Annotated in this window: 19 protein-coding genes; 10 read left to right on the top strand and 9 right to left on the bottom strand. The window is 45.3% G+C overall.

Annotation, left to right across the window (positions count from 1 at the left end; genetic code table 11):
* Positions 1-4 precede the first annotated feature (4 nt).
* Both ED652_RS02940 and ED652_RS02935 read right to left on the bottom strand, forming a co-directional pair.
* The gene (locus ED652_RS02940; RefSeq protein WP_254051677.1) at positions 5-499 is read right to left on the bottom strand and encodes an AraC family ligand binding domain-containing protein; all 495 of its coding nucleotides are present in this window, start codon (positions 497-499) and stop codon (positions 5-7) included.
* Between the two features lie 13 nt (positions 500-512).
* Positions 513-965, bottom strand: a complete 453-nt coding sequence (locus ED652_RS02935) for a LysE family translocator (RefSeq protein ID WP_122053460.1) — start codon at positions 963-965, stop codon at positions 513-515.
* Positions 966-1,602: 637 nt separating this feature from the next.
* On the opposite strand from ED652_RS02935, the gene ED652_RS02930 reads away from it, so the two are divergent.
* From ED652_RS02930 to ED652_RS02920, 3 genes are all read left to right on the top strand, one after another.
* Positions 1,603-2,574, top strand: a complete 972-nt coding sequence (locus ED652_RS02930; protein ID WP_102464664.1) for a tripartite tricarboxylate transporter substrate binding protein — start codon at positions 1,603-1,605, stop codon at positions 2,572-2,574.
* 245 nt (positions 2,575-2,819) lie between these two features.
* Positions 2,820-3,320, top strand: coding sequence for a tripartite tricarboxylate transporter TctB family protein (locus ED652_RS02925; protein WP_122053459.1), 501 nt, complete (start codon positions 2,820-2,822; stop codon positions 3,318-3,320).
* 10 nt (positions 3,321-3,330) lie between these two features.
* Positions 3,331-4,851 (top strand): tripartite tricarboxylate transporter permease, encoded by a 1,521-nt coding sequence (locus ED652_RS02920; RefSeq protein WP_009846586.1) that lies wholly within the window; start codon positions 3,331-3,333, stop codon positions 4,849-4,851.
* Positions 4,852-4,957: 106 nt separating this feature from the next.
* On the opposite strand, the gene ltrA is transcribed toward ED652_RS02920, so the two are convergent.
* Entirely contained in the window at positions 4,958-6,304 is a 1,347-nt protein-coding gene (gene ltrA, locus ED652_RS02915; RefSeq protein ID WP_102502984.1) for a group II intron reverse transcriptase/maturase, read from the bottom strand.
* 653 nt (positions 6,305-6,957) lie between these two features.
* On the opposite strand from ltrA, the gene ED652_RS02910 reads away from it, so the two are divergent.
* From ED652_RS02910 to ED652_RS02900, 3 genes are all read left to right on the top strand, one after another.
* The gene (locus tag ED652_RS02910; RefSeq protein WP_122053458.1) at positions 6,958-7,446 is read left to right on the top strand and encodes a hypothetical protein; all 489 of its coding nucleotides are present in this window, start codon (positions 6,958-6,960) and stop codon (positions 7,444-7,446) included.
* Between the two features lie 114 nt (positions 7,447-7,560).
* Entirely contained in the window at positions 7,561-8,262 is a 702-nt protein-coding gene (locus ED652_RS02905; RefSeq protein ID WP_122053457.1) for a lipoate--protein ligase, read from the top strand.
* A gap of 144 nt (positions 8,263-8,406) precedes the next feature.
* Entirely contained in the window at positions 8,407-9,414 is a 1,008-nt protein-coding gene (locus tag ED652_RS02900) for a LacI family DNA-binding transcriptional regulator (protein ID WP_122053456.1), read from the top strand.
* Between the two features lie 73 nt (positions 9,415-9,487).
* On the opposite strand, the gene edd is transcribed toward ED652_RS02900, so the two are convergent.
* Positions 9,488-11,284, bottom strand: coding sequence for a phosphogluconate dehydratase (gene edd / locus ED652_RS02895; RefSeq protein WP_122053455.1), 1,797 nt, complete (start codon positions 11,282-11,284; stop codon positions 9,488-9,490).
* Positions 11,281-11,805, bottom strand: a complete 525-nt coding sequence (locus tag ED652_RS02890; protein WP_122053454.1) for a gluconokinase — start codon at positions 11,803-11,805, stop codon at positions 11,281-11,283. The genes edd and ED652_RS02890 overlap by 4 nt, the downstream gene beginning before the upstream one ends.
* Before the next feature lie 242 nt (positions 11,806-12,047).
* On the opposite strand from ED652_RS02890, the gene ascF reads away from it, so the two are divergent.
* The 3 genes from ascF to ED652_RS02875 all read left to right on the top strand — a co-directional run bounded on the left by ascF (position 12,048) and on the right by ED652_RS02875 (position 15,677).
* Positions 12,048-13,526 (top strand): PTS cellobiose/arbutin/salicin transporter subunit IIBC, encoded by a 1,479-nt coding sequence (gene ascF, locus ED652_RS02885; RefSeq protein ID WP_122053453.1) that lies wholly within the window; start codon positions 12,048-12,050, stop codon positions 13,524-13,526.
* A 71-nt stretch (positions 13,527-13,597) separates the two neighbouring features.
* Positions 13,598-15,028 (top strand): 6-phospho-beta-glucosidase, encoded by a 1,431-nt coding sequence (gene ascB / locus ED652_RS02880; protein WP_122053452.1) that lies wholly within the window; start codon positions 13,598-13,600, stop codon positions 15,026-15,028.
* Between the two features lie 31 nt (positions 15,029-15,059).
* The gene (locus tag ED652_RS02875; RefSeq protein WP_122053451.1) at positions 15,060-15,677 is read left to right on the top strand and encodes a bifunctional 4-hydroxy-2-oxoglutarate aldolase/2-dehydro-3-deoxy-phosphogluconate aldolase; all 618 of its coding nucleotides are present in this window, start codon (positions 15,060-15,062) and stop codon (positions 15,675-15,677) included.
* A gap of 55 nt (positions 15,678-15,732) precedes the next feature.
* Here ED652_RS02875 and ED652_RS02870 read toward each other — a convergent pair whose 3' ends face one another.
* Positions 15,733-16,143, bottom strand: a complete 411-nt coding sequence (locus tag ED652_RS02870) for an SAM-dependent methyltransferase (protein ID WP_122053450.1) — start codon at positions 16,141-16,143, stop codon at positions 15,733-15,735.
* A gap of 33 nt (positions 16,144-16,176) precedes the next feature.
* On the bottom strand, positions 16,177-17,067 hold the full coding sequence (locus ED652_RS02865) for a DMT family transporter (protein WP_122053449.1): 891 nt from the start codon (positions 17,065-17,067) through the stop codon (positions 16,177-16,179).
* A 119-nt stretch (positions 17,068-17,186) separates the two neighbouring features.
* On the opposite strand from ED652_RS02865, the gene ED652_RS02860 reads away from it, so the two are divergent.
* Complete coding sequence (locus ED652_RS02860; protein ID WP_122053448.1) at positions 17,187-17,777, top strand: TetR/AcrR family transcriptional regulator; 591 nt, start codon at positions 17,187-17,189, stop codon at positions 17,775-17,777.
* 62 nt (positions 17,778-17,839) lie between these two features.
* Here ED652_RS02860 and ED652_RS02855 read toward each other — a convergent pair whose 3' ends face one another.
* Together ED652_RS02855 and ED652_RS02850 are read right to left on the bottom strand one after the other, a co-directional pair.
* Positions 17,840-18,679 carry an SDR family NAD(P)-dependent oxidoreductase gene (locus ED652_RS02855; protein WP_122053447.1) on the bottom strand — a complete coding sequence of 280 codons (840 nt, stop codon included), beginning with the start codon at positions 18,677-18,679 and terminating at the stop codon, positions 17,840-17,842.
* A gap of 327 nt (positions 18,680-19,006) precedes the next feature.
* Positions 19,007-21,079, bottom strand: a complete 2,073-nt coding sequence (locus ED652_RS02850) for an alkyl/aryl-sulfatase (RefSeq protein ID WP_122053446.1) — start codon at positions 21,077-21,079, stop codon at positions 19,007-19,009.
* Positions 21,080-21,241 lie beyond the last annotated feature (162 nt).

Here is a 21,241-nt window from a genome sequence, read left to right as displayed (position 1 = left end):
AGCCTCAAGGAACAATCACCACCGCCCTAGGCGGTGGTTTTGAGGAGCCAATAAAATCATAAAAATGAGTTTCGGCCTCAAGATAGGAGTGACCGTTAACAAGAGAAGTGTAAAGCTGTTGAAAGCTGTTTCTAACCTCGCCCCCTCTCTCGTAATCGTGCAAAAACGCACAATAATCGTATTGTCTATCCCCTGTTATTTGCTGTTGGATATTACCCATCCAATGAGTATCCACAAATAGCATGTTGTAAGACCAACTTACCGTAGCAGGATTGCAAGAATGAATATCTGAGGGGTTAATAGTAACAATATCACCACGCCCTATTTGGTGTTGGGAACCTAGGTTGCGGTACTGAGCAGCGCCTTGCTGAATAACACCAAACGAAAATTCATCGTGAGAATGCGCGTCATAGCATGCGCTCGATCTATCCGCTATTCTAATTTCAATGTTCGGCAACAAGGTGCTTTGCTTAAAAGCGACCGTGCGATCCTTTGCCATATCATTCTCCTTATCATACCCAAATACTTACTATCGAAACGACGAGTAGTCCAGCCATACCCCTGTTGAACATTGTTTGCTTCACCTCAGATTGTAATGCCTTCCTTATCGCCTGCCCTAATAATGCCCAACTCGCCACCCCCACCAAACATGCAGCTAGAGATATCAAGGTAAAGAGCAGCAGCGCGATGGAAGACGATGGCTGATCGACAACATATAAACTAATACCCGACATCGCAACTAACCAAGCTTTGGGATTTATACATTGCAAAAATGCGCCCTGCCACGCTTTAGGGGCTTTGTCTTGCGAAATAGAGTCAATGCTTTGATATGGCGCAAAAGCAATTTGTTTTGCGAGATAGAGTAAAAATAGGGTCCCTACAATTTTCATCAACCACGCAATATTTGGAATCCCACTTACTAATAATCGCAATAAGCTTCCTGAACAAAAAAACGATGATGGCATAAGCAATACTCGCTCCTACTACATACCTCAGCGCAACCTTTAAGCCGTAATTGGCCGACGTACTAGTTGCCACGAAATTTACCGGTCCAGGTGACAAAGCTCCAATCATCGCAAATGTGAACATAGCTACCCATAATTGTTCCATGTCAGTTCCGTTTATTCTTTTGCTAAAACACTAAAGTACCTAAACTTCAAAACCCGTTATTGAACAAAATTGCTATGGTCTCATCTACTTTCTATGCTTCTTTCAGTTTTTAAACGCCTTACCGGTATAACGCCTTTACATGTAACCCTCAGATGAAAAAATTCGCATTTATCTGCGCCTTTCATTCATCGTCTACTCTACAACACAGTCATTCTAGATGTCGTCATCTAGCACGTGACCTCGAGATATTTGTTTACATCAACATACGTGACTCTTTTATGGGTAAGAGAGAGTGACCAATCCGTGAACTTTATGAACTTTATTTACCCAATGTTCTTTATCCTCAATATCACCGCATTACAGACAACCCATTAACATATCGTTAACTTTGAATTTATCTACTAAGCAATACCCTACTCATGTGTTTGGTAGTTGGATATAAAACATAAGTTTCTCTCCATTGAAGAGATCTCCACATAAGGAACGTGAACCATGTTCAAGGCACTGAAACCTACTATTGCGGCTTCTATCATCGCAGCAACCTTTTCTTTTAACACTTTTGCTGCTGACGTAGAAAAAATCCACTTCCTAATCCCAGGCGGCGCTGGCGGTGGTTGGGATATGACGGCGCGTGGCACGGGTGATGTTTTGGTGAAATCAGACATCGTAGAAAATGTCTCTTTCCAAAATCTATCTGGTGGTGGCGGTGGTAAAGCAATTGCTCACCTAATCGAGACCGCTAAACGCCAAGAAGACACACTAATGGTGAACTCAACGCCTATCGTTGTTCGCTCACTAACGGGTATCTTCCCTCAATCTTTCAGAGATCTGACTCCTGTAGCAGCAACCATTGCCGATTACGGTGCAATCGTCGCGTCTGCGGATTCTAAGTACAACACTTGGGAAGACGTCGTTAAAGAGTTCGAAACCAACCCACGTAAAGTGAAAATCGCTGGCGGCTCGGCTCGTGGCAGCATGGATCACCTTGTTGTAGCGGCAGCGTTCAAAGGCGAAGGTTTTGATGCGAAGAAAGTACGTTACATTGCCTACGATGCTGGCGGTAAAGCGATGGCAGCACTGCTTTCTGGCGAAACGCAACTGCTTTCGACAGGCCTTGGTGAAGTACTAGAAATGTCTAAATCAGGCCAAGTAAAAGTATTGGCAGTAACGGCACCAAAACGTCTTGATGCGGCACCAAACATCCCAACACTGACTGAATACGGCAATGAGACTGTGTTTGCGAACTGGCGTGGCTTCTTCGCTGCACCAGGTACTAGCCAAGCAAAAATCGACGAGTGGAATGTAGCGCTAGGCAAAATGTACAAGACTGATGAATGGCAAGTGGTTCGTGACCGTAACGGTTGGATTGACAACTACAAAGCTGACAAAGATTTTTACGCCTTCCTAGAAGACCAAGAAAAACAGATGGGCGACCTAATGCGTGAGCTTGGTTTCTTGAAATAACCAGCAACCATAGAGGGTCTATGTGCCCTCTTACTCTTTCCTTGTTTCGCCGTACATGAGTTAACTTCAAACTCCTTTGTTTATTCGTAGACGTATTACTAACGCTTGCCGATTCGTTGTAAACGCAAGTGGCTGATAAACCAGTACCGTAATTCGCTTACCTTTGGTTAGTGATCCCAGACATTTCATTGACTCGCTCATGTACGGCTTTTTTACTTTTTATACCACCCTAAATGGAGTTGGATATGTCGGACTTACCAACCAAATTTCTGAGTAAGGAATCTTTGCTTTCGAAGGATCGCATCGGAGCCATGCTCTTTATGTTGGCGTGTTTATGCTATGGCTACCAAACCACGCTGATTCCTTTGTTCCCCGGTGACGAGTACGAACCCTTCACAGCAAGAACCTTACCTATCCTGCTAACGTTTATCGGCATTGGCCTTTCGTTGATCCTACTAGTTACAGGACAACCGGACCAGAAGGTTTCATGCGACACCACGCCGCTGAACTGGAAGCTGCTTATTGGCTTTTTAGTGTTAATGGCTTTGTACGGTGTTGGACTGACTTATCTTGGCTTTGTTTTAGCAACCAGCTTCTTCTTGCTTGCTGGCTTTTACCTATTGGGTGAGCGCCGTAAATCTGTTTTATTTGGCGCGTCATTTCCTTTCGTTATCGCGTTCTTTTTATTATTAACTCAAGGCTTAGATATCTACCTAGAGCCTGGCTTAATCTTCACTCTTTGGTAGGGATAACATTATGTTAGACGGAATTTTACAAGGACTTTCTACCGCTGTGATGCCAATGAACATCATGATGGTAATTGTGGGCTGCTTCGTGGGTACCTTCATCGGTATGCTTCCGGGGCTAGGTCCAATTTCAGCAATCGCGTTGATGATCCCGATTACATACGGCCTAGATCCTTCTTCTGGCTTAATCTTAATGGCAGGTGTGTACTACGGCGCAGTATTTGGTGGCTCAACGTCATCAATCTTAATCAATGCTCCAGGTTGTTCTTCAACAGTAGTAACCGCGTTCGACGGCTACCCAATGGCACAAAAAGGCCAAGCTGGTAAAGCGTTGGCACTAGCAGCCTACTCTTCTTTCACTGGCGGTACGCTGTCAGCAATCATGCTTTTGATTGCAGCACCGGCTTTAGCAAGCGTCTCATTGAGCTTCCAGTCGTCAGACTACTTCGCATTGATGTTGTTAGGTCTATCGGCTGTAGCGGCGTTTGCAGGTCCAGGTCAGGTAATAAAGGCATGGATGATGACCATTCTTGGTTTGATGCTATCTACTGTTGGTATCGATAAAGGTGTTGGTGTTGAGCGTTTCACGTTTGGCCTAACAGACCTAATGGATGGCTTTAGTTTCCTACTTCTTGCTATGGCAACCTTCGCTTTAGGTGAGACTTTAATGGGTATTTTGAAACCTGAGAAAGACACCAGCGGCGAAGAAAGCCAAAAGATGGCCGATATTGGCAGCATGAAAGTAACTAAAGAAGAGTTCAAAGAAGTCGCGCCCGTTTCGATTCGTTCTTCAATTCTTGGCTTCTTCACTGGCGTGCTTCCGGGTGCTGGCGCGACTATCGCAGCTTTCTTAAGCTACGGCATGGAACGCAGCCTAGCGCCAAAAGACAAGCAGAAAGAGTTTGGTAAAGGCAGTATTCGTGGTCTTGTTGCTCCTGAATCAGCAAACAATGCAGCTTCAAGTGGTTCATTCGTTCCACTACTGACACTTGGTATTCCGGGCTCTGGTACTACAGCAATCATGCTAGGTGCATTGATTGCTTATGGTATTCAGCCGGGTCCTCGCTTGTTCGTTGAGCATCCAGATGTATTTTGGTCGGTGATTATCTCGATGTACTTTGGCAACATCGTGCTGGTTATCTTAAACCTACCGCTGATCCCATATATCTCTAAACTGCTAGCGGTACCAAGAACGGTACTACTGCCAATGATTATTTTCTTCTCAATCACAGGCGTGTACTTGGTGTCTTTCAACACGATGGATGTGTTTGTGATGCTAATTGTGGCAATGGCGGCGATAGCGTTAAGGCTGGCCAACTTCCCGCTCGCACCGTTACTGCTTGGCTTCATATTAGGTGGTTTGATGGAAGAGAACTTGAGACGCGCACTGATGATCAGTGATGGTGAACTCAGCTTCCTTTGGGAACGTCCTATCACCATGACCTTCACTATTTTAGCGGTATTGGTTCTATCTAGTCCTATTCTGGTTAAGCTGTTCAAGAGCTTTAGAGCAAAGCCTGTTGAAGTGTAAACTTGGCTTAGCCTAGAAAATCGGGTAGCCGAGGGTGTCTAACCCTCAGCCCCCACACCACCCTGCATGCGGCTCCGCACAGGGCGGTTCATTTAGAACGCCTAACCTAAACTTTCTGGTTAGGGTAATGAACTGCGATCCATCCATCTCTTAGTGAAAATAGTCCCGCTTTCTTAAGGTATTCATTACTCAGTGCTTGCTGTATTCCGGGGGTCTTCGAACTTCGCCATGGACCTTTACTTGTGATACCACAGCCAACGGCTGATTGGATCCTGACACCACGTTTAAGTAAGTTTTGTACTTTAGTCCGTGGTTTTCGCCATTGACGCCAGTAGCACATACGTACGCGACGACGGATCCAATGGTCTAGGTCGACACACCCTTGATAGGCATTGGCAATGCCAAAGTAGTTGATCCAACCTTGCAGGTATTGCCGCACTTTAAACAGTTGATAACTCATGCTTACGCCCCAGTTTCGGTTCGTCAGCCGTCTCATCTTTTGTTTGAAAATGTGCAGCGTTTTAGCATGCCACTGGATCTTGCCTCGGTTAAATGTAAAACCTAGAAATTTACTTTGACTTACTTTAACCACTTGGCTTTTCTGTTCATTAACAACCAGTTTCAGCTTAGTGGCTAGGTAATGAGTAATACTTTTGAGTATCCGTTCACCTGCTCGTTGAGACTTTACCAAGATGATAAAGTCGTCCGCGTAGCGGGCGAATTGATGCCCTCGGCTTTCCAGCTCTTTATCCAAACTATCTAACATAATATTTGATAGTAATGGCGAGAGGGGGCCGCCCTGAGGAACACCTTCAAAGCTTGCTTCAAATTGCTCATTGACCATCACACCAGCCCGTAGGTAACGACCAATAAGGGCCAATAGGCGCTTATCCTGAACCTTACTCCTTAGCTGAGTCATGAGTAAATCATGATTAACTCGGTCAAAGAACTTAGACAGATCAACATCCACGGAAAAATTGCGTTTCTGTTTGATGATATCCCTAACTTGCAATACCGCTTGTTTGGCATTTCTGTTCGGCCTAAAGCCAAAGCTGTTAGCCGAGAAAAATGGGTCAAATAGCGGGGTGAGTATTTGGGCAATCGCTTGCTGTATGACACGGTCAATAACGTTAGGGATCCCCAATTTACGTTTACCGCCATCGGGCTTATCGATCTCTACGCGCCTGACCGCTGAAGGTTGATATTCTCCTAACTCAAGCTGGGTTTTACACTGTTGCCAGCCGCCTTGTTGCATCCATTGCGGGAAAGCGTCGATGGTCATCCCATCGATGCCTGCCACGCCTTTATTGGCTTTAACTTGACGCCATGCTCGGTGTAAATTTTCAGGCTTGAGCAGTTGCTGAAATAGATCGTTGTTGAAGGCCGGTTGCAGATCAAGACGCTGCAGATAGTAATCGTCTGGCGACGTAGTGGGTATCGGCAAGTTTGACATGACTCCTCCTTCTTCTAAATGTTCAGGCCTTCACCATGTCCCATCCATTACGATGGGCGTTGGGCTACTATGCCGTCTGCTGACTTCTGCTTAATCACAGACCGAATTGCTCCGATCCGCGCTATCGTTATTCATCACTTTCGCTCGCATAAGTTGATGATGCTCACACGCCAGGCCCGTTGAACCAGAGGCCAAGCTGGTTAAGTTAACGATCGCTTGCTAAGCAGATCTCCCCAGATAAGAACATGAACTTTCTTTGCACTGCTGCATCATTTACGGTAGCCATTAGATCACGTGGTTTCGTCGTCTTGTGCCAACTCACCTCTAGCCTACGCCTCATATGATGTTCTTGTTCATCAGCTCGCAAATTTGCTAGCGGCTTCCTCTAGACCAACCCTCGCGGGTAAGCCCTTGCCATTCGCTAGTAGTTAACGTTTAATAACAGTACGTTATTTGAACGGTGATCTTCCTACAGAGGACTTTCACCTCATTAGTTCATGCCCATGCTGGGCGTACACAAGCGCTTCAAGTCGATTCGTAACGCTTAGCAATTTGGGTGTCAATTTCGGCTTATGTGATTACGATGTCTAAGTTAGGTTCAGTGGTGCGTTACTCACAACTTAAGCGGGCGTTATATGCACAGGAGGTGCAATATGGTTAGGTACATTTCAGTAGCTCTAATTAGTTTTTTTATCGGTGTTGGTGGGATGTATTATCTAGCTTCCATCACTCTAAATGATTTGGACGAGAAGCATAGCAAACGCTTAAAGGAAGAGTATGAGTTATTTAGATATCACAATACGGATGCAGCTGAAACTCTTATAAAAGTCTCAAATGCTTCTATAAATCACACGTTGTGTAAACTGAAAGGTGAAGATAAAAAGCAGGTAATTCATGCTTTAATTCTAAACGCGATGTTCGCTAGTGATATTTCGAAGCAGCGATTAGAGCTGTTAGAAGAAGTATTTACGACATCGCTTCTCGCACATAAAGAGCTTAGTAAAACATCACCTGATAAAGTGGATGAATACTTATTACCTTTGATTCGAAATCATTGTAGCAATCACTTACCAAATTTGAATTGTGACAAAATAGAGAGCTTAATTGATAAACTGTCGAAAGAGCCGAGTGTGTGCACTTAACAAACGACTATGGCGCCAATAACTAACTTTTGGCGCTCTACGTAGCCACATATCTCATCAACCATTTCAGAATGTTAAATGGTAGGTCACCACAATCTGTAGAGGGAAAGTGCATTGAAGTTAACGAATAAACTCGTACGTTACCCGCACATTGATGTTGATCGTGCGTTTGAAAAAGAAGCTGAGTTATTGCAGCAAATACAGGCTGGTGAGATTGGACAAGCCTTAATGCTTTGGCAAGCAAAAACGCCGACACTCGTTTTGCCTGCGGGTAAAAAATGGCCAGTGACGTTAGAGTCTAGAAAACAACTCGCGGCACAAGGCTGGCAACTCACCTCAAGAAAAACCGGTGGCGCTCCCGTTCCTCAACTACCGGGGATCATTAACCTATCGCACATTTATCATTGGCCTCGCGATGAAGCCTACAATATCCCAAAAGCGTATCGACATTTATGTGATGTATTAACCCTGTTTTTTAAAGAACTGGGCATCGATGTGGATGTACACGCAACCCCCGGTTCTTATTGTGATGGTGACTACAATCTCAATATCAATAAACAAAAAATAGTGGGTACTGCGCAGCGTGTATTGCTTAAACAAGGGGGCGGCCAAATTGTACTTTCGCAAGCTTGTATCTTGTTAGATGCCGACTTAGAGAACATTGTTGCGCCTGTGAATTTTTATAATCAGATTTGCGATAACCCGACCGTGGTGGATGCTCAGGTTCATACACTGTTGTCCGTGCATTTGACGAGCCTTCCCAACGTAGATTCACTCTTTCAGCGGTTAAGCCAAGCTTTCATCAAGTATGCGTAATGTCTTCTTTTCGCTAACGCCATGCTAATTTGCCAAAGGGTGAACCATTTCAATACTATGTGTCGATGAGAATGAATGGGTTGAACTTGAGGGGGTGAGAACTTTATAATGTTACATGTAACATAATAAAGAGTTCAAATAGTTATGACAGAACAGCAGAAGAAAGCTCGAACCACACTTCAAGATGTTGCAGACCAAGTGGGGGTCACAAAGATGACCGTCTCTCGTTACATGCGCAATCCCGATTCAGTCGCAGCCAAAACGCGCGTTAAAATTGCTGCGGTTATTGAAGAGATGGGATACATCGAAAACAAAGCGCCAGCCATGCTCTCGAAATCGTCGAGTAAAGCGATCGGTATCTTGCTCCCTTCGTTATCAAACCAAATCTTTGCCGCGTTTGTTCAAGGTATCGAAACGGTTACTAAAGAGAATGGCTACGAGACGTTGCTCGCTCACTTTAGCTATGATGCTGTGGAAGAAGAGGAAAAAATTGCTTCGCTGCTTTCGTATCAAGTTGATGGGTTGATATTGACGGAAAGCCACCACACCCCCCGCACGTTACAGATGATCAAGAATTCAGGTGTTTCTGTTGTTGAAACGATGGAACTCCCAACCAATCCGATCGACATGGTTGTTGGCTTGGACCATATCGATGCTTCTTACCATGTGGTGAAGCGAATGATTGAAGCTGGTAAACGCTCTATTGCTTACTTTGGCGCTCGATTGGATGCGCGAACTAAGCTGCGTTTGCAAGGTTATGACAAAGCGATGCATGAGGCTGGATTAGAGCCTAAGCATGTGTTGACTGAGCAGCACTCTAACTTCTCTTTGGCTGAAGATCTGCTTGATCGCGCTCTTGCGGATTACCCAGATCTAGATGGCGTGTTCTGCACCAATGATGACATCGCGATAGGTACCTTGCTCATTGCCCAGCAACGTGGAATCCAAGTGCCGCAACAGCTATCTGTGGTGGGCTATAACGCGTTAGATATCGGTCAAACCATACGCCCAAAACTGACTAGCGTGGATACGCCACGTTATGAAATAGGTAAGAAAAGTGCCGAGCTACTGCTTGCCCGATTGAAAGGTGAGCCAGTCACGGAAACGGTAGTGGATATGGGCTATCGCATCACGGATGGCGAAAGCGTTTAACCAAGTATCGTGGAAACTGAAAGGGGCATCGAAATGATACCCCTTTTGCTTTTACATTTAAGCGATAACACAGTTAGACGATAAAACTCGCCCCTTGTTCTGCACTCGAAACGCTTTGGCGCATCACGCTAAATAGGTTGCGCCCCATGGTTTGCTGGTTGGCGTCTGCCTCAAATACCTTCGCTTGGCGAGATTGCATGTCGTTGAGGTTATTGAGTTCGCCACTCGCGCAATCTAAGCGCAGGATGTCGCCTTCGCGAACAAGCCCAATAGTTCCGCCTCGAATCGCCTCTGGTGAGACATGAATCGCGGATGGGATCTTTCCTGAGGCTCCGGAAAGGCGACCATCAGTAACCAGAGCCACTTTAAACCCTTGTTTCTGAACATTACCTAGAATCGGCATGAGCTTGTGCAGTTCAGGCATACCGTTTGCAGCTGGGCCATTGTTTATCACCACAACAATGCAATCTTTGTTCAGTTCACCTCGTTGATACGCGGCTTCTACCTTATGTTGGCAATCAAAAACTACCGCAGGTGCTTCGATAACACATTGCTCTTCTGCTACAGCTGACACCTTAATCACTGCGTTGCCAAGGTTCCCTGAAAGGACTCGCGTTCCGCCTGTGTTTTGGAATACTTGTTCTGGGCCTGCAATTACCTCTGCGTCTGCCGACTGTTCGCACTTTTTCCACGTTAGCTTTCCATTTTCCAGTTCTGGAATACTCATTTGATCTTCAAACGAGTCAAAGGTTGGTGTGACATCTCGGTGCAGTAAGTTGGCTTGATCTAAACGGCGTAATAGCGCGGGAACTCCTCCTGCCGCTTGGAACGCATTCATATCTGCTGGGCCGTTGGGATAGACTTTAGCAAGTAACGGCACCACATCGGATAGATCGCTGATATCTTGCCAAGTAAGAATGAACCCTGCTGCGCGTGCTACTGCGACCATGTGAATGCTGTGGTTAGTGCTGCCACCTGAGGCGAGTAGGGCAACAATGCCATTGATTAAGCTTTTAGCGGTAAAGACTTCAGAAAGTGGGCGGAAATTTGAAGCTTGTGGTGTCATCGAGGCGATCTCGATTGCAGCGTGCTGAGTTAATCGCGCGCGTAATTCGGAGTCAGGATGGATAAACGCAGAGCCCGGTAGCATCAAGCCCATTGCTTCGAATACGAGCTGATTAGTGTTCGCGGTGCCGTAAAATGTACATGTACCAGCGGAATGGTAAGCGTTGCACTCCATATCCAGTAAGGCATTTTTACCTACTTTACCTGCAGCATACTCTTGGCGGACGTGTACTTTCTCATCATTGCTGATGCCCGTTGCCATCAAGCCTGCTGGGACAAAGGCGGTCGGTAGGTGTGCAAAAGAGAGCGCGCCCATCAATTGCCCTGGAGCTATCTTGTCACAAATACCGAGTAACAGGGTCGAATCAAATACGTTGTGACTAAGTGAAAGAGCCGTCGATTGAGCAATCAAATCCCTTGAAAACAAAGACATATCCATTCCTGGTTGCCCTTGAGTTACTCCATCACACATCGCGGGAACGCAGCCCGCTACTTGAGAGGTGTGGCCGAACTTAGTTAACGCCTTTTTGATCTGATCAGGATAATGTTGATACGGCTGGTGGGCGCTTAACATATCGTTGTAAGAGCTGATTAACGCCACATTGGATTTAGTGAGATCAAGAATCGAGCGTTTTTCATCGGAACAAGAAGCCGCGACAGCGTGAGCCAAGTTGCCGCAAGAAAGCCCTTTGCCACCTTTGCCTGCAGAGGCTTGATGTTGAGTTCGGTTTAGAAACGCTTCACGAGTCGTTTTGCTTCGTTCGATTAATCGTTGAGTAACTGCTTGGATCGTTGGAAGGGTCATACGGTTTCTGCCTCATCAGTCATTGAAAGCACAATCGCAGCACAGTCCACAACGTCATCAATATCGCCATCAATGCTGATGACAACCGTATCTGGTTCGTGATCGGGTCTTTCTAATGTTTCGAATTGGCTTTTAATCATGTTCTCTTTCATGAAGTGACCTTGGCGCTGACGCATTCGATGCAAGATCAGGTCAACATCGCCATCTAAAAAGAGAAAGGTGAGGTTTTTGTTCCCTTCGCGAATTTGGTCTCGGTACTTCTTCTTCAACGCAGAACACACAATAATGCCGTGCTCATTTTTACTTTCTAGGCTGTACGCTGCATCACGAACACGCTCCAGCCATGGAATACGATCATCATCATTAAGAGGTTGGCCTGACGCCATTTTTTGAATGTTTGCTCGAGGATGAAGGTCGTCACCATCAATAAACTTACGCCCAAGTTTTTTTGCCAACTGCTCGCCTATCGTGCTTTTCCCGCAAGCACTGACACCCATGACGATGACACTACTACCAGCCATAACTCAATCCTCTTAACAAATTTGCGCGTGATCTCAATTTTGAACATCGCTTGTAAATATGGCTTTATCTTATAAGTGTTATCGGTAACATGTTACCGGTAACTTAAGGAAGTGTGATGAAGAACACAAAACAACAATTCACAACAATTGTGATTGTTTTTGCATCCTACTGACTGAAAATTAGTCACATCTCACTATATTCGCGTTTAAAAATCACTGGAAAGAGATCTTTGGGGGATAAAATGGCCAACGATTACCGCGCAATTGCGAAATCTGTTGTTGAGCATCTTGGGGGCAAGACAAATGTGGCAGCCCTGACACACTGTATGACTCGACTACGATTCGTTTTACACAGCCAAGATGGCGTCGATATCAACAAACTAAAAGCACTGAAAGGTGTGATGGGTGTTGTTGATAATGGAGACAAAGTACAAGTTATCATTGGTAACGAGGTATCGTATGCATACAAAGAAGTGATGGCGCTTTGTGAGCTATCCACTGTATCTGAGTCAAAGGTTCCTGCTAAAAAAGAGAAGCTAACGGCTAAATCAATTGGTGCGAAAATGTTGGACGCACTGGTTGGGACCATGTCGCCTCTTATCCCTGCAATCATTGGCGCTTCAATGGTTAAACTGCTCGCCATGGTACTTGAGATGCTGGGCTGGGTTGAGCCAAATGCACCTACCTTGATTATCTTGAAAGCGATTGGCGATGGCGCCTTCTTCTTCCTACCGGTTATGGTTGCCGCTTCCGCATCGATCAAATTCAAGACCAATATGTCTCTTTCCATTGCGATTGCCGGTGTCTTAATCCACCCTAACTTCATGGAATTGATGGCGCAAGCTGCAGAAGGCAAGCACGTTGATTTCTTCGGTATCCCAATCACGTCAGTAAAATACACCTACACGGTTATTCCTGTACTTGTGATGACTTGGGCTCTTTCTTACATAGAACGTTGGGTAGATAGCATTACCCCTGCTGTGACTAAAAACTTCCTGAAACCTATGTTGATCGTATTGATTGCAGCTCCGGTTGCTATCGTACTTATCGGTCCATTTGGTATTTGGGTTGGTACTGCACTTTCAGCGCTTGTTTACACGATTCATGACACATTAGGTTGGTTGTCGGTTGCTATCATGGGTGCGCTGTGGCCACTACTTGTTCTGACTGGTATGCACCGTGTATTTACTCCAACGATTATTCAAACGATTGCCGAGACTGGTCGTGAAGGTATGGTTATGCCTTCAGAAATCGGTGCCAACCTTGGTATGGGTGGCGCGTGTCTGGCTGTTGCTTACAAAACCAAAAACAGCGCACTTAAGCAGACATCATTGGCCGCGGGTGCTTCAGCTATCTTCGCCGGTATCTCTGAGCCTGCATTGTACGGTGTGCTTGTTCGTCTTAAACGCCCACTTATCGCAACAATGATTACTGGTTTCATCGTAGGTGCATTAGCGGGTATGGGTGGTCTTGCGAGTCACTCGATGGCAGCACCAAGTCTGTTTACGAGCGTTCAGTTCTTCGATGTGAATGATCCGATGAGTATCGTTTGGGTGTTCGGTCTGATCGCATTGTCTATTGTTCTGTCATTTGTTCTAACCCTAGTTCTAGGCTTTGAAGATGTTCCAGAAGATGATGCCGATGAGAAAGCAACTTCAGAGCCAGCAAAGAAAGAAGCTGGTAAGGCAGAAGACAAGCCGACAGTAGTGTCCGCGTCTTAATTAGAATTGATTAATTTATTCAGTCACCTTACTTCATCGTAAGGTGACTTTTATTGTTTCCGAGGTATTCAATGTCAAACATTCAATTTCCCGAAGATTTCTTATGGGGTGGCGCTATTGCCGCAAACCAGTCTGAAGGCGCTCACTTAGTGGGGGGTAAAGGCCTAACAACCGTAGATATGATCCCTTATGGTGAGAACCGCATGCCAATTAAGCTTGGTCAGGTTGATCAGGTGACGCTCAACGAAGACGAGTTCTACCCAAGCCATAACGCGATAGACTTTTATCACCGTTACAAAGAAGACATCGCCTTGCTGGCAGAGATGGGATTTAAAGTCTTCCGCGTATCCATCGCTTGGAGCCGAATCTTTCCAAAAGGTGATGAGCTAGAGCCGAACCAAGCCGGTTTAGATTTTTACCGTGATGTTTTTGAAGAGTGTAAGAAATACGGCATTGAGCCGCTCGTTACCTTGTGCCATTTCGATGTGCCAATGCATTTGGTCAACGAGTATGGTTCGTGGCGTAATCGTAAGATGATTGAGTTCTTTAGCCGTTACGCGAGAACCTGTTTCGAGAACTACAAAGGCTTGGTGAAATACTGGCTAACCTTCAATGAAATCAATATTTTACTAGCGAGCCCGTTTTCTGGCGCTGGGTTGTTGTTTCAGGAAGGCGAAAATCACGATCAAGTGAAGTACCAAGCAGCTCACCATGAGCTAGTAGCAAGCGCTTTGGTAACCAAGATTGCTCATGAAGTTGATGAGCAAAACCAAGTGGGTTGTATGCTGGCGGGCGGTAACTTCTATCCATATTCATGTAAGCCAGAAGATGTGCTTATGGCGATGGAAAAAGACCGCGAGAACCTGTTCTTTATCGATGTTCAATCGCGTGGTTACTACCCATCTTATGCTCAAAAAGTGTTTGATAACAAAGGTGTGGTGCTTGAAACACAAGCAGAAGATTTCGAGATTCTAAAGAACACCGTCGATTTCATCTCGTTCAGTTACTACGCGTCACGCTGTGCTTCTGCCGACATGAATGCGGGTAACACCAGCGCGGCGAATGTTGTTAAGTCCATCAAAAACCCTCATCTTCCAGCAAGTGATTGGGGCTGGGTCATTGACCCGACAGGTCTTCGAATTACGATGAACACACTCTATGACCGTTACCAGAAACCACTTTTCTTGGTAGAAAATGGCTTAGGTGCTCGTGATACCTTGGATGACAATGGAGAAGTGAACGATGATTACCGCATTGATTACCTTCGTCAGCACATTGTTGCGATGCATGAAGCAATGGAAGACGGTGTACCACTGATGGGCTACACACCTTGGGGTTGTATCGATCTTGTCGCGGCATCGACCGGAGAGATGAGTAAGCGTTATGGGTTTATTTATGTGGACAGAGACAACCTAGGCAATGGTACGTTAAATCGTATTCCTAAAAAGTCATTCCACTGGTACAAAAAAGTGATCGCAAGCAACGGCAGCGATTTGGCTTAATTTGTCTGTTTGATAATGAGAGAAATGAACAATGAAAACAATTGAACAGCGACTCAGAGATATTCGCATCGTTCCGGTGATCGCCATTAATGATGTTGCTCAGGCTGTACCACTTGCGAAAGTACTGGTTGAGAGTGATTTGCCTTGTGCTGAAGTGACATTTCGCACAGAAGCGGCAGCAGAGTCGATTCGTTTGATGCGTGAAGCCTACCCTGAGTTACTGATTGGCGCAGGTACTGTGCTGAGCACAGAGCAGGTGGATACTGCCATTGATGCGGGTGTTGATTTTATTGTGAGCCCTGGCTTAAATCCAACAACGGTAAAATATTGTCAGCAGCGTGGCGTTGTGATTGTACCTGGGGTTAACAATCCAAGCCTCGTCGAGCAAGCAATGGAAATGGGCCTTAAAACACTTAAGTTCTTTCCTGCAGAGCCATCAGGAGGTGTTTCCATGCTGAAAGCACTTACGGCTGTTTATCCAGTTAACTTTATGCCGACAGGTGGTGTGAGCCCAGCTAACGTAGATGCTTACTTAGCGCTAAAATCAGTCGTTGCCTGCGGTGGAACTTGGATGGTACCTACCGATAAAATGGACAAGGGTGATTGGGATGGAATCGCAGAATTAGTTCGAGCGATCGGTTCAAGATAGTTCGATAGATAACGACATAGATAGAAATGAAAGGGCCAGCTGATACTGGCCCTTTTTATTTACCTTCATTCAGCTCTTTATAGATTGCAGGCTTGATATCCAACAGCGGTGTGTTGTTCAAGCAGTCCAAGCCTCTCACGGTCACTGTGCCAATTTCTATTTTTTCAATCGGTAACACGGCAGCACCTATTGGGTTTGGTCTGTGCGGTGAACGCAGTGCGAAGGTGCCTTTGGTCGGTGTCTCTTCATCCCAGCTTTGTATCAATTCATCTCGTTTGGCGCCTTCTAACCAATACAAGATCAATATGTAGTCGCCACGGTTTAAGCCGAGCAAGCCTTGGTGGTAAACGTCATCTAAGATGATTTCACAGATTGGGCCGTTGTCCGGTTGGATGTTATTCGGACACTCTGAAATCGAGTGATACGGCGTAGTAATTCGGCCAATAAATTTCAGTTCTTCAGACATGTTTAGCTCCTATTTAATTATTTATTAGTCGCTTTATTTGTCATCATTTTTCATAGTTACTAAGGTGTAGATGAAGATCGTAATCAAGATCACCACACCACCGATAATACTGGTCGTTGGCGGGATCTCGGTGAAGAAGATAAACGCCCAAACTGGCGCTAATACCGTTTCTAACATCAGAGTCATTGATACCTCTGGCGCGGTAATGTGGCGTGTTGCGACCATAGATAACACTCGTCCAACAGGGGCTGTAAACAAGCCCATCATGCCCATGATTAACCACGTTTCAACGCTGTAGCTTGATGGTGTTGCGAAGAAAAACATCACAACCGCGAGCAACAAGCCACCTAGGCCAACGCTCGCTAATCGGCTGACGTCTTGATATTTACGCAGCAAGGTAAACATCATAGATAAACAGATCACAGCGAATACGGCCAACGCATCCCCCATCCAATTACCTGAAGAAAACGAGCCTGAAACGACAATCGTAATACCAATCATCACAGCCACAATCGCAATTAAGGTCGAGCGGCTGGTGGCTTCTTTCAATATTAACCAGCTGAAAATGGCGGCAACCGCAGGGGCAGAACTGAGGATCACAAAGGTATTAGCGATTGAAGTCATCTTGATGCTGAACACCAAGCCCGATGCGCTGCCGAGCATAAGTATACCCGCTGCTAACAATGGCCAACCGCTTTGTGCTACTGCCTTTCGTATTCCGCGTTTGTCGTTGAATTTAAGCAAAATCGGCATCGAAAATGCGCTGAATAAGCCGAACAAGAAGGCCGTATCAAATCCGCTGACACCCGCATAACGAATAAAGATGGGGTCAATACTCATTAATACGGCACCTGCGATCGCAAGGGTAAAGCCGAGGGTTCGAGTGTTTCTTACTTCAGTTTTAGGGAGGTTCATTGTTGTCATTTCTCTATCCAATTATCTGCTATTGATAAATCATACTAGTGAGTATGATTTTAAAAATTGGTTGAGTCAACACAAATCATACTTTAAAGTATGATCTCTGTTTTGGGGTGGATGAAGTAATGAGCAAGATTGAGCAGAATAAAGAGAAGAAACGACAGGCTATTTTGAAAGCGGCTAAAGCTGTTTTTTTATCGGAAGGCTTTACGCTCGCGAGCATGGATGTGATCGCAAGTGAAGCCCAGATGACTAAACAAACGCTCTATCGATATTTCTCATCAAAAGATGTGTTGTTCAAAGCGACATTGCAGCAAATGGGGGCTCAGTTTGATGAGCATTCTGTCGAACAGTTAAAAATCTCTGATAATTATCAGGCATTGTATGGGTTCGCTACGGCCTTTTTGGCGTTTCATTTGTCAGACGAACATATCGCTACGTTGAAGCTATTGATTGCAGAAAACGCTAAGTCTCCCGCTATCTTGGAAAGCTTTATGTCGGTAGGTGAAAACGAAACCGATATTGCACTCGCTCAGTTTTTCACGGATAGGTTTGATATCGAAGATGTCGCCACTAAGGTTACTCTTTGGACGGGGATGTTATTGAGCTTGAGAAGCGGCGTGTTAATGGGGATGGCAAAACCAAACCTACAAGATATTGAGCAACATGCTCGCGCAAGTACGGAATTTTTGTTGGCTGCGCTGAATACTGATTGATGTTATGGAGTGCTCCTAAATACGGAGCACTCATTGTATTTGGCTAGTGAGCGTGGCATTAGCTAGAACTGTTCCGCAAGTAACTGGTCGAGAGTCGTCACCAGTTTCTGATTTTTCTCCGTATTTAATGCATCAGCATGAGGGTCTTTAAATAGCCCTGAGTCATTATCAAAATACTTCCCTGAAGCGTTAGAAAACTCTTCCGATAGTGCCGCTCGGCATAAGATATCAGCGCCAATCCCTAAGTCATTACCTTCCAAACCATACGCATCTTTAACCAATTTACTGCCAAGAAATGAGGCCGGATTAACGGGAATGATTAGGGGGCCTTGATCTCCTAATTGGTGCGCAAGATGGATTGACCACATCGTTAACGCCAATTTACTTTGTGCGTAGATGGGGCCATCTAAAGCGTCAGGATTTGGGCTGACAAGTGCCTCGAGATCGACCGATGACTGAGCTGCTGAAGATAGATTGACGATGCGACCGTTGGCATCAAAAAGTGGTAGCAGCTTTTGAGTCAGTAAATAAGGGGCAATGGTGTTGACGCTAAATCGGACATCGAGATTGTCTTTGGTGGTGATCTCGGAAACCTTGTAGACGCCAGCGTTGTTAATGAGTACATCGAGCTGTTCATGCTTCGACTTTATTTGGTTGGCGAGGGCTTCAACTTCAGAAAGAGAAGAGAGATCAGCAACATAACTTTCGATAGTCGCATCCTTAGATAATCGAGAAAGGCCGGTTTCTACTTTGCTGACTTTTGTTGGGTTACGCCCATGGATAAGGATGTGATGCCCTTGTTGGGCTAACATTTTCGCGGTCTCTAAACCGATACCATCTGTCGCACCTGTAATCATGATCTTTTTTCGCATCTTCCTTCCTTGAATAAAGAGTCCGGACAACTTTTATAACAAAGTTTGATTGCACAAAGTTTCTACTACTTCACATGCTGAGATATAGAAAGTACGGATGTGTATTGCGATTGAGAAACCGTGAAACAAGGGTGTGGTTTAACAAACACAGTACTGTTTTTCTGGGCTTGATAAGAAGATTTACTCAATGCTTTTTGAGTGCTGTGAGTGGGTTTTCTTATTTAATTTTCTTGATATCGAATAAAGCTCAAATCAAAAAAGCCTCAACCAGTTTAACGGTTGAGGCTTGGTCGTATTAGCCTTGTTTCAGCCTATTTAGGCCAGTTTGACGTTGTAATTATTTTACCTTAGAGCGGCTTAGTGAGCGTGCTCGTGTGAATCTTGGTACAACTCTGCATCAACTTCTTCGCCTTTGTTTGGACGAGGAACAATCTCAAAAGAGGTATCAGCTTCAGTCAATGAAGACAACAGTTTGTCCAACGATGTTTTGTCTCCTTTCACGCCCGCTTGGCCATCTTCCAATAATTGGTTGAGTGTCGTTTTCTTCAGTACGATGTCTGATACATCTGATTTGTTGATGATCAGTGTGGTATCCGCATCTTGCAGCTCTGATACTTGGATGTTATTCAGGTTGCCGTTCGACATCTCTACGTAGTAGAACTCTTTCACGTCAGGTAATTGGATATTCATGGTAAACGGCGTGTCTTGCGCCTTCAATGAATCCACTTTTACCGCTAAGTAATCCAGCAAGTTTTCGATGGTCATGTTCGCCAAGACATCCGGAGAAGCCGTTTTTGGTGCGCCCGGTTGTGTGCCGATACGCAGTTCTTGAGCACCCGTTAGGTAGATGTTTCTCCAACCTGCACCTTCTGATTGATAACCCAATTGCTCGTAAGTATCTGCCAATAAGCCACGTGCAACTTTGTTCTCTGGTTCAGCTTGAATCACCTTATTCAGTGCTGTTGCAACGAAGCGGTATTCACCTTCTTGGAAATCTTGCTGCGCTTTCTCAATCACCGCGTCGCTGCCACCCATGTATTCAACAAACTTAACCGACTCTGGGTGAATCTGTAGCGGGTTCAGATTCGCTGGGTTCATGTCGAAGTAACCAAGGTACATGTTGTACACCGCACGAGCGTTATGCGAGTAAGTACCGTGGTAACCATTGGTGTGCCAAGACTGTTGAATGCTGTCTGGCATGACTTTGTAGATCTCGTCGCCAATGTCTTGCAGAACAACACCATTGTTCGCTAGGCGAAGTGTTTGGTTATGAGTGAAACCGTAAGCGTCACGCTGCATTTTTAGGTAGTCAGAGATTTCTTGTTCGCCCCAAATTGGCGATGAGTGAGAGGCAAATAGCACCTCGGTATCTTCACCCCAAGTGACCAACATCTCGTTGATTTTCTTAGACCACTTCAAACCATCACGTACTTTTGCACCGCGAAGCGTGTACAGGTTATGCATACCTTGGTAGGTCAGTTCGCCAGTCCAAAGTGCTTTCATGCTTGGAATGTAGGTCACCATTTCAGATGCCGCTTCGGTACCTGAAGCATCCATGAATTGCATTTCTAGGCCGTCGATAACCAGAGTTTCAATTTCTTCGTTATGGTTCAGTTCGTAATCCGGCAATACGTAAGTAATGGTACCTGTCGACAAGCCTTTCGCGAGTGCCGCATCCACAATACCGTGCTCATGACGATTCAGTGTTGCGCCATATTGATAAGCGGTACGACGAGACATCGCATTACCCGCCAGTACGTTTTCGTCGACGATTTCTTTCGTGATGTTCTTCGAACCGTATACTTTTACGTCTGGGTAAGCTTCTTTGATTGCTCGTGCACCGCCAAAGTGATCGGCATGTGAGTGTGAGTAAATCATCGCTACGACAGGTAAGTCGCCACCATCAGGCACGTTGTTCTTGAAGAACTTTAATGACTTAGCTGCGGATTCTTTTGTGAGAAGAACGTCGTAAGCAATCCAACCATTGTCACTGCGGATGAAAGAAATAGACGCCAGATCAGCACCACGAACTTGATACACCTTGCCCGGGACAACTTCGTACAAACCTTCAGCTGCTTGGTTTAGTACAGCTTGGCGCCACAATGATGGGTTAACCGAATCAGGTGCTTTGTCTGCGTTTGAGACACTTGGTTCGATAAAGTTGAAGCTGTTACGAATAATATCGCCAGTTTCTTGATCGAAGCTCGCAATCAACCCTTTGTTGTTATTGTCGAACGCGCGAGTGTCTTCGAAGTTCAGCGTTTTCGCGAATTCTTGGTTTGCTTTCGTCGTCATTTCGGTCGCGTTTTTGCCACCCTGATCGCCGATATCGCTAAAGTGTGCGTGGTCATGGTTAGCTGCAACAGCAGGAAACGCAAGAGAGATTGCTAGGAACAGTGATGCATTTTTGAAAGTGCGTGATGGAGTCATAGGTGCCTCTTCAATTCGTGATTTCGTTTCGTTGAGGAAATTATATGACTAAGACATATAGCAAAAAATAAAGTAAGCTTTAGTTAATACATCACGATTGGCTATGTATTGAGTCGTGCAATGGTTAGGGAACGAAGATAAAACCTGACCTATGATTGGTTA

It is taken from the genome of Vibrio sp. Evd11 (assembly GCF_900382755.1).
Lineage (GTDB): Bacteria > Pseudomonadota > Gammaproteobacteria > Enterobacterales > Vibrionaceae > Vibrio > Vibrio lentus.
The sequence above is the reverse complement of the archived record's forward strand: the minus strand, read 5'-3'. Positions and strand labels throughout refer to the sequence as shown.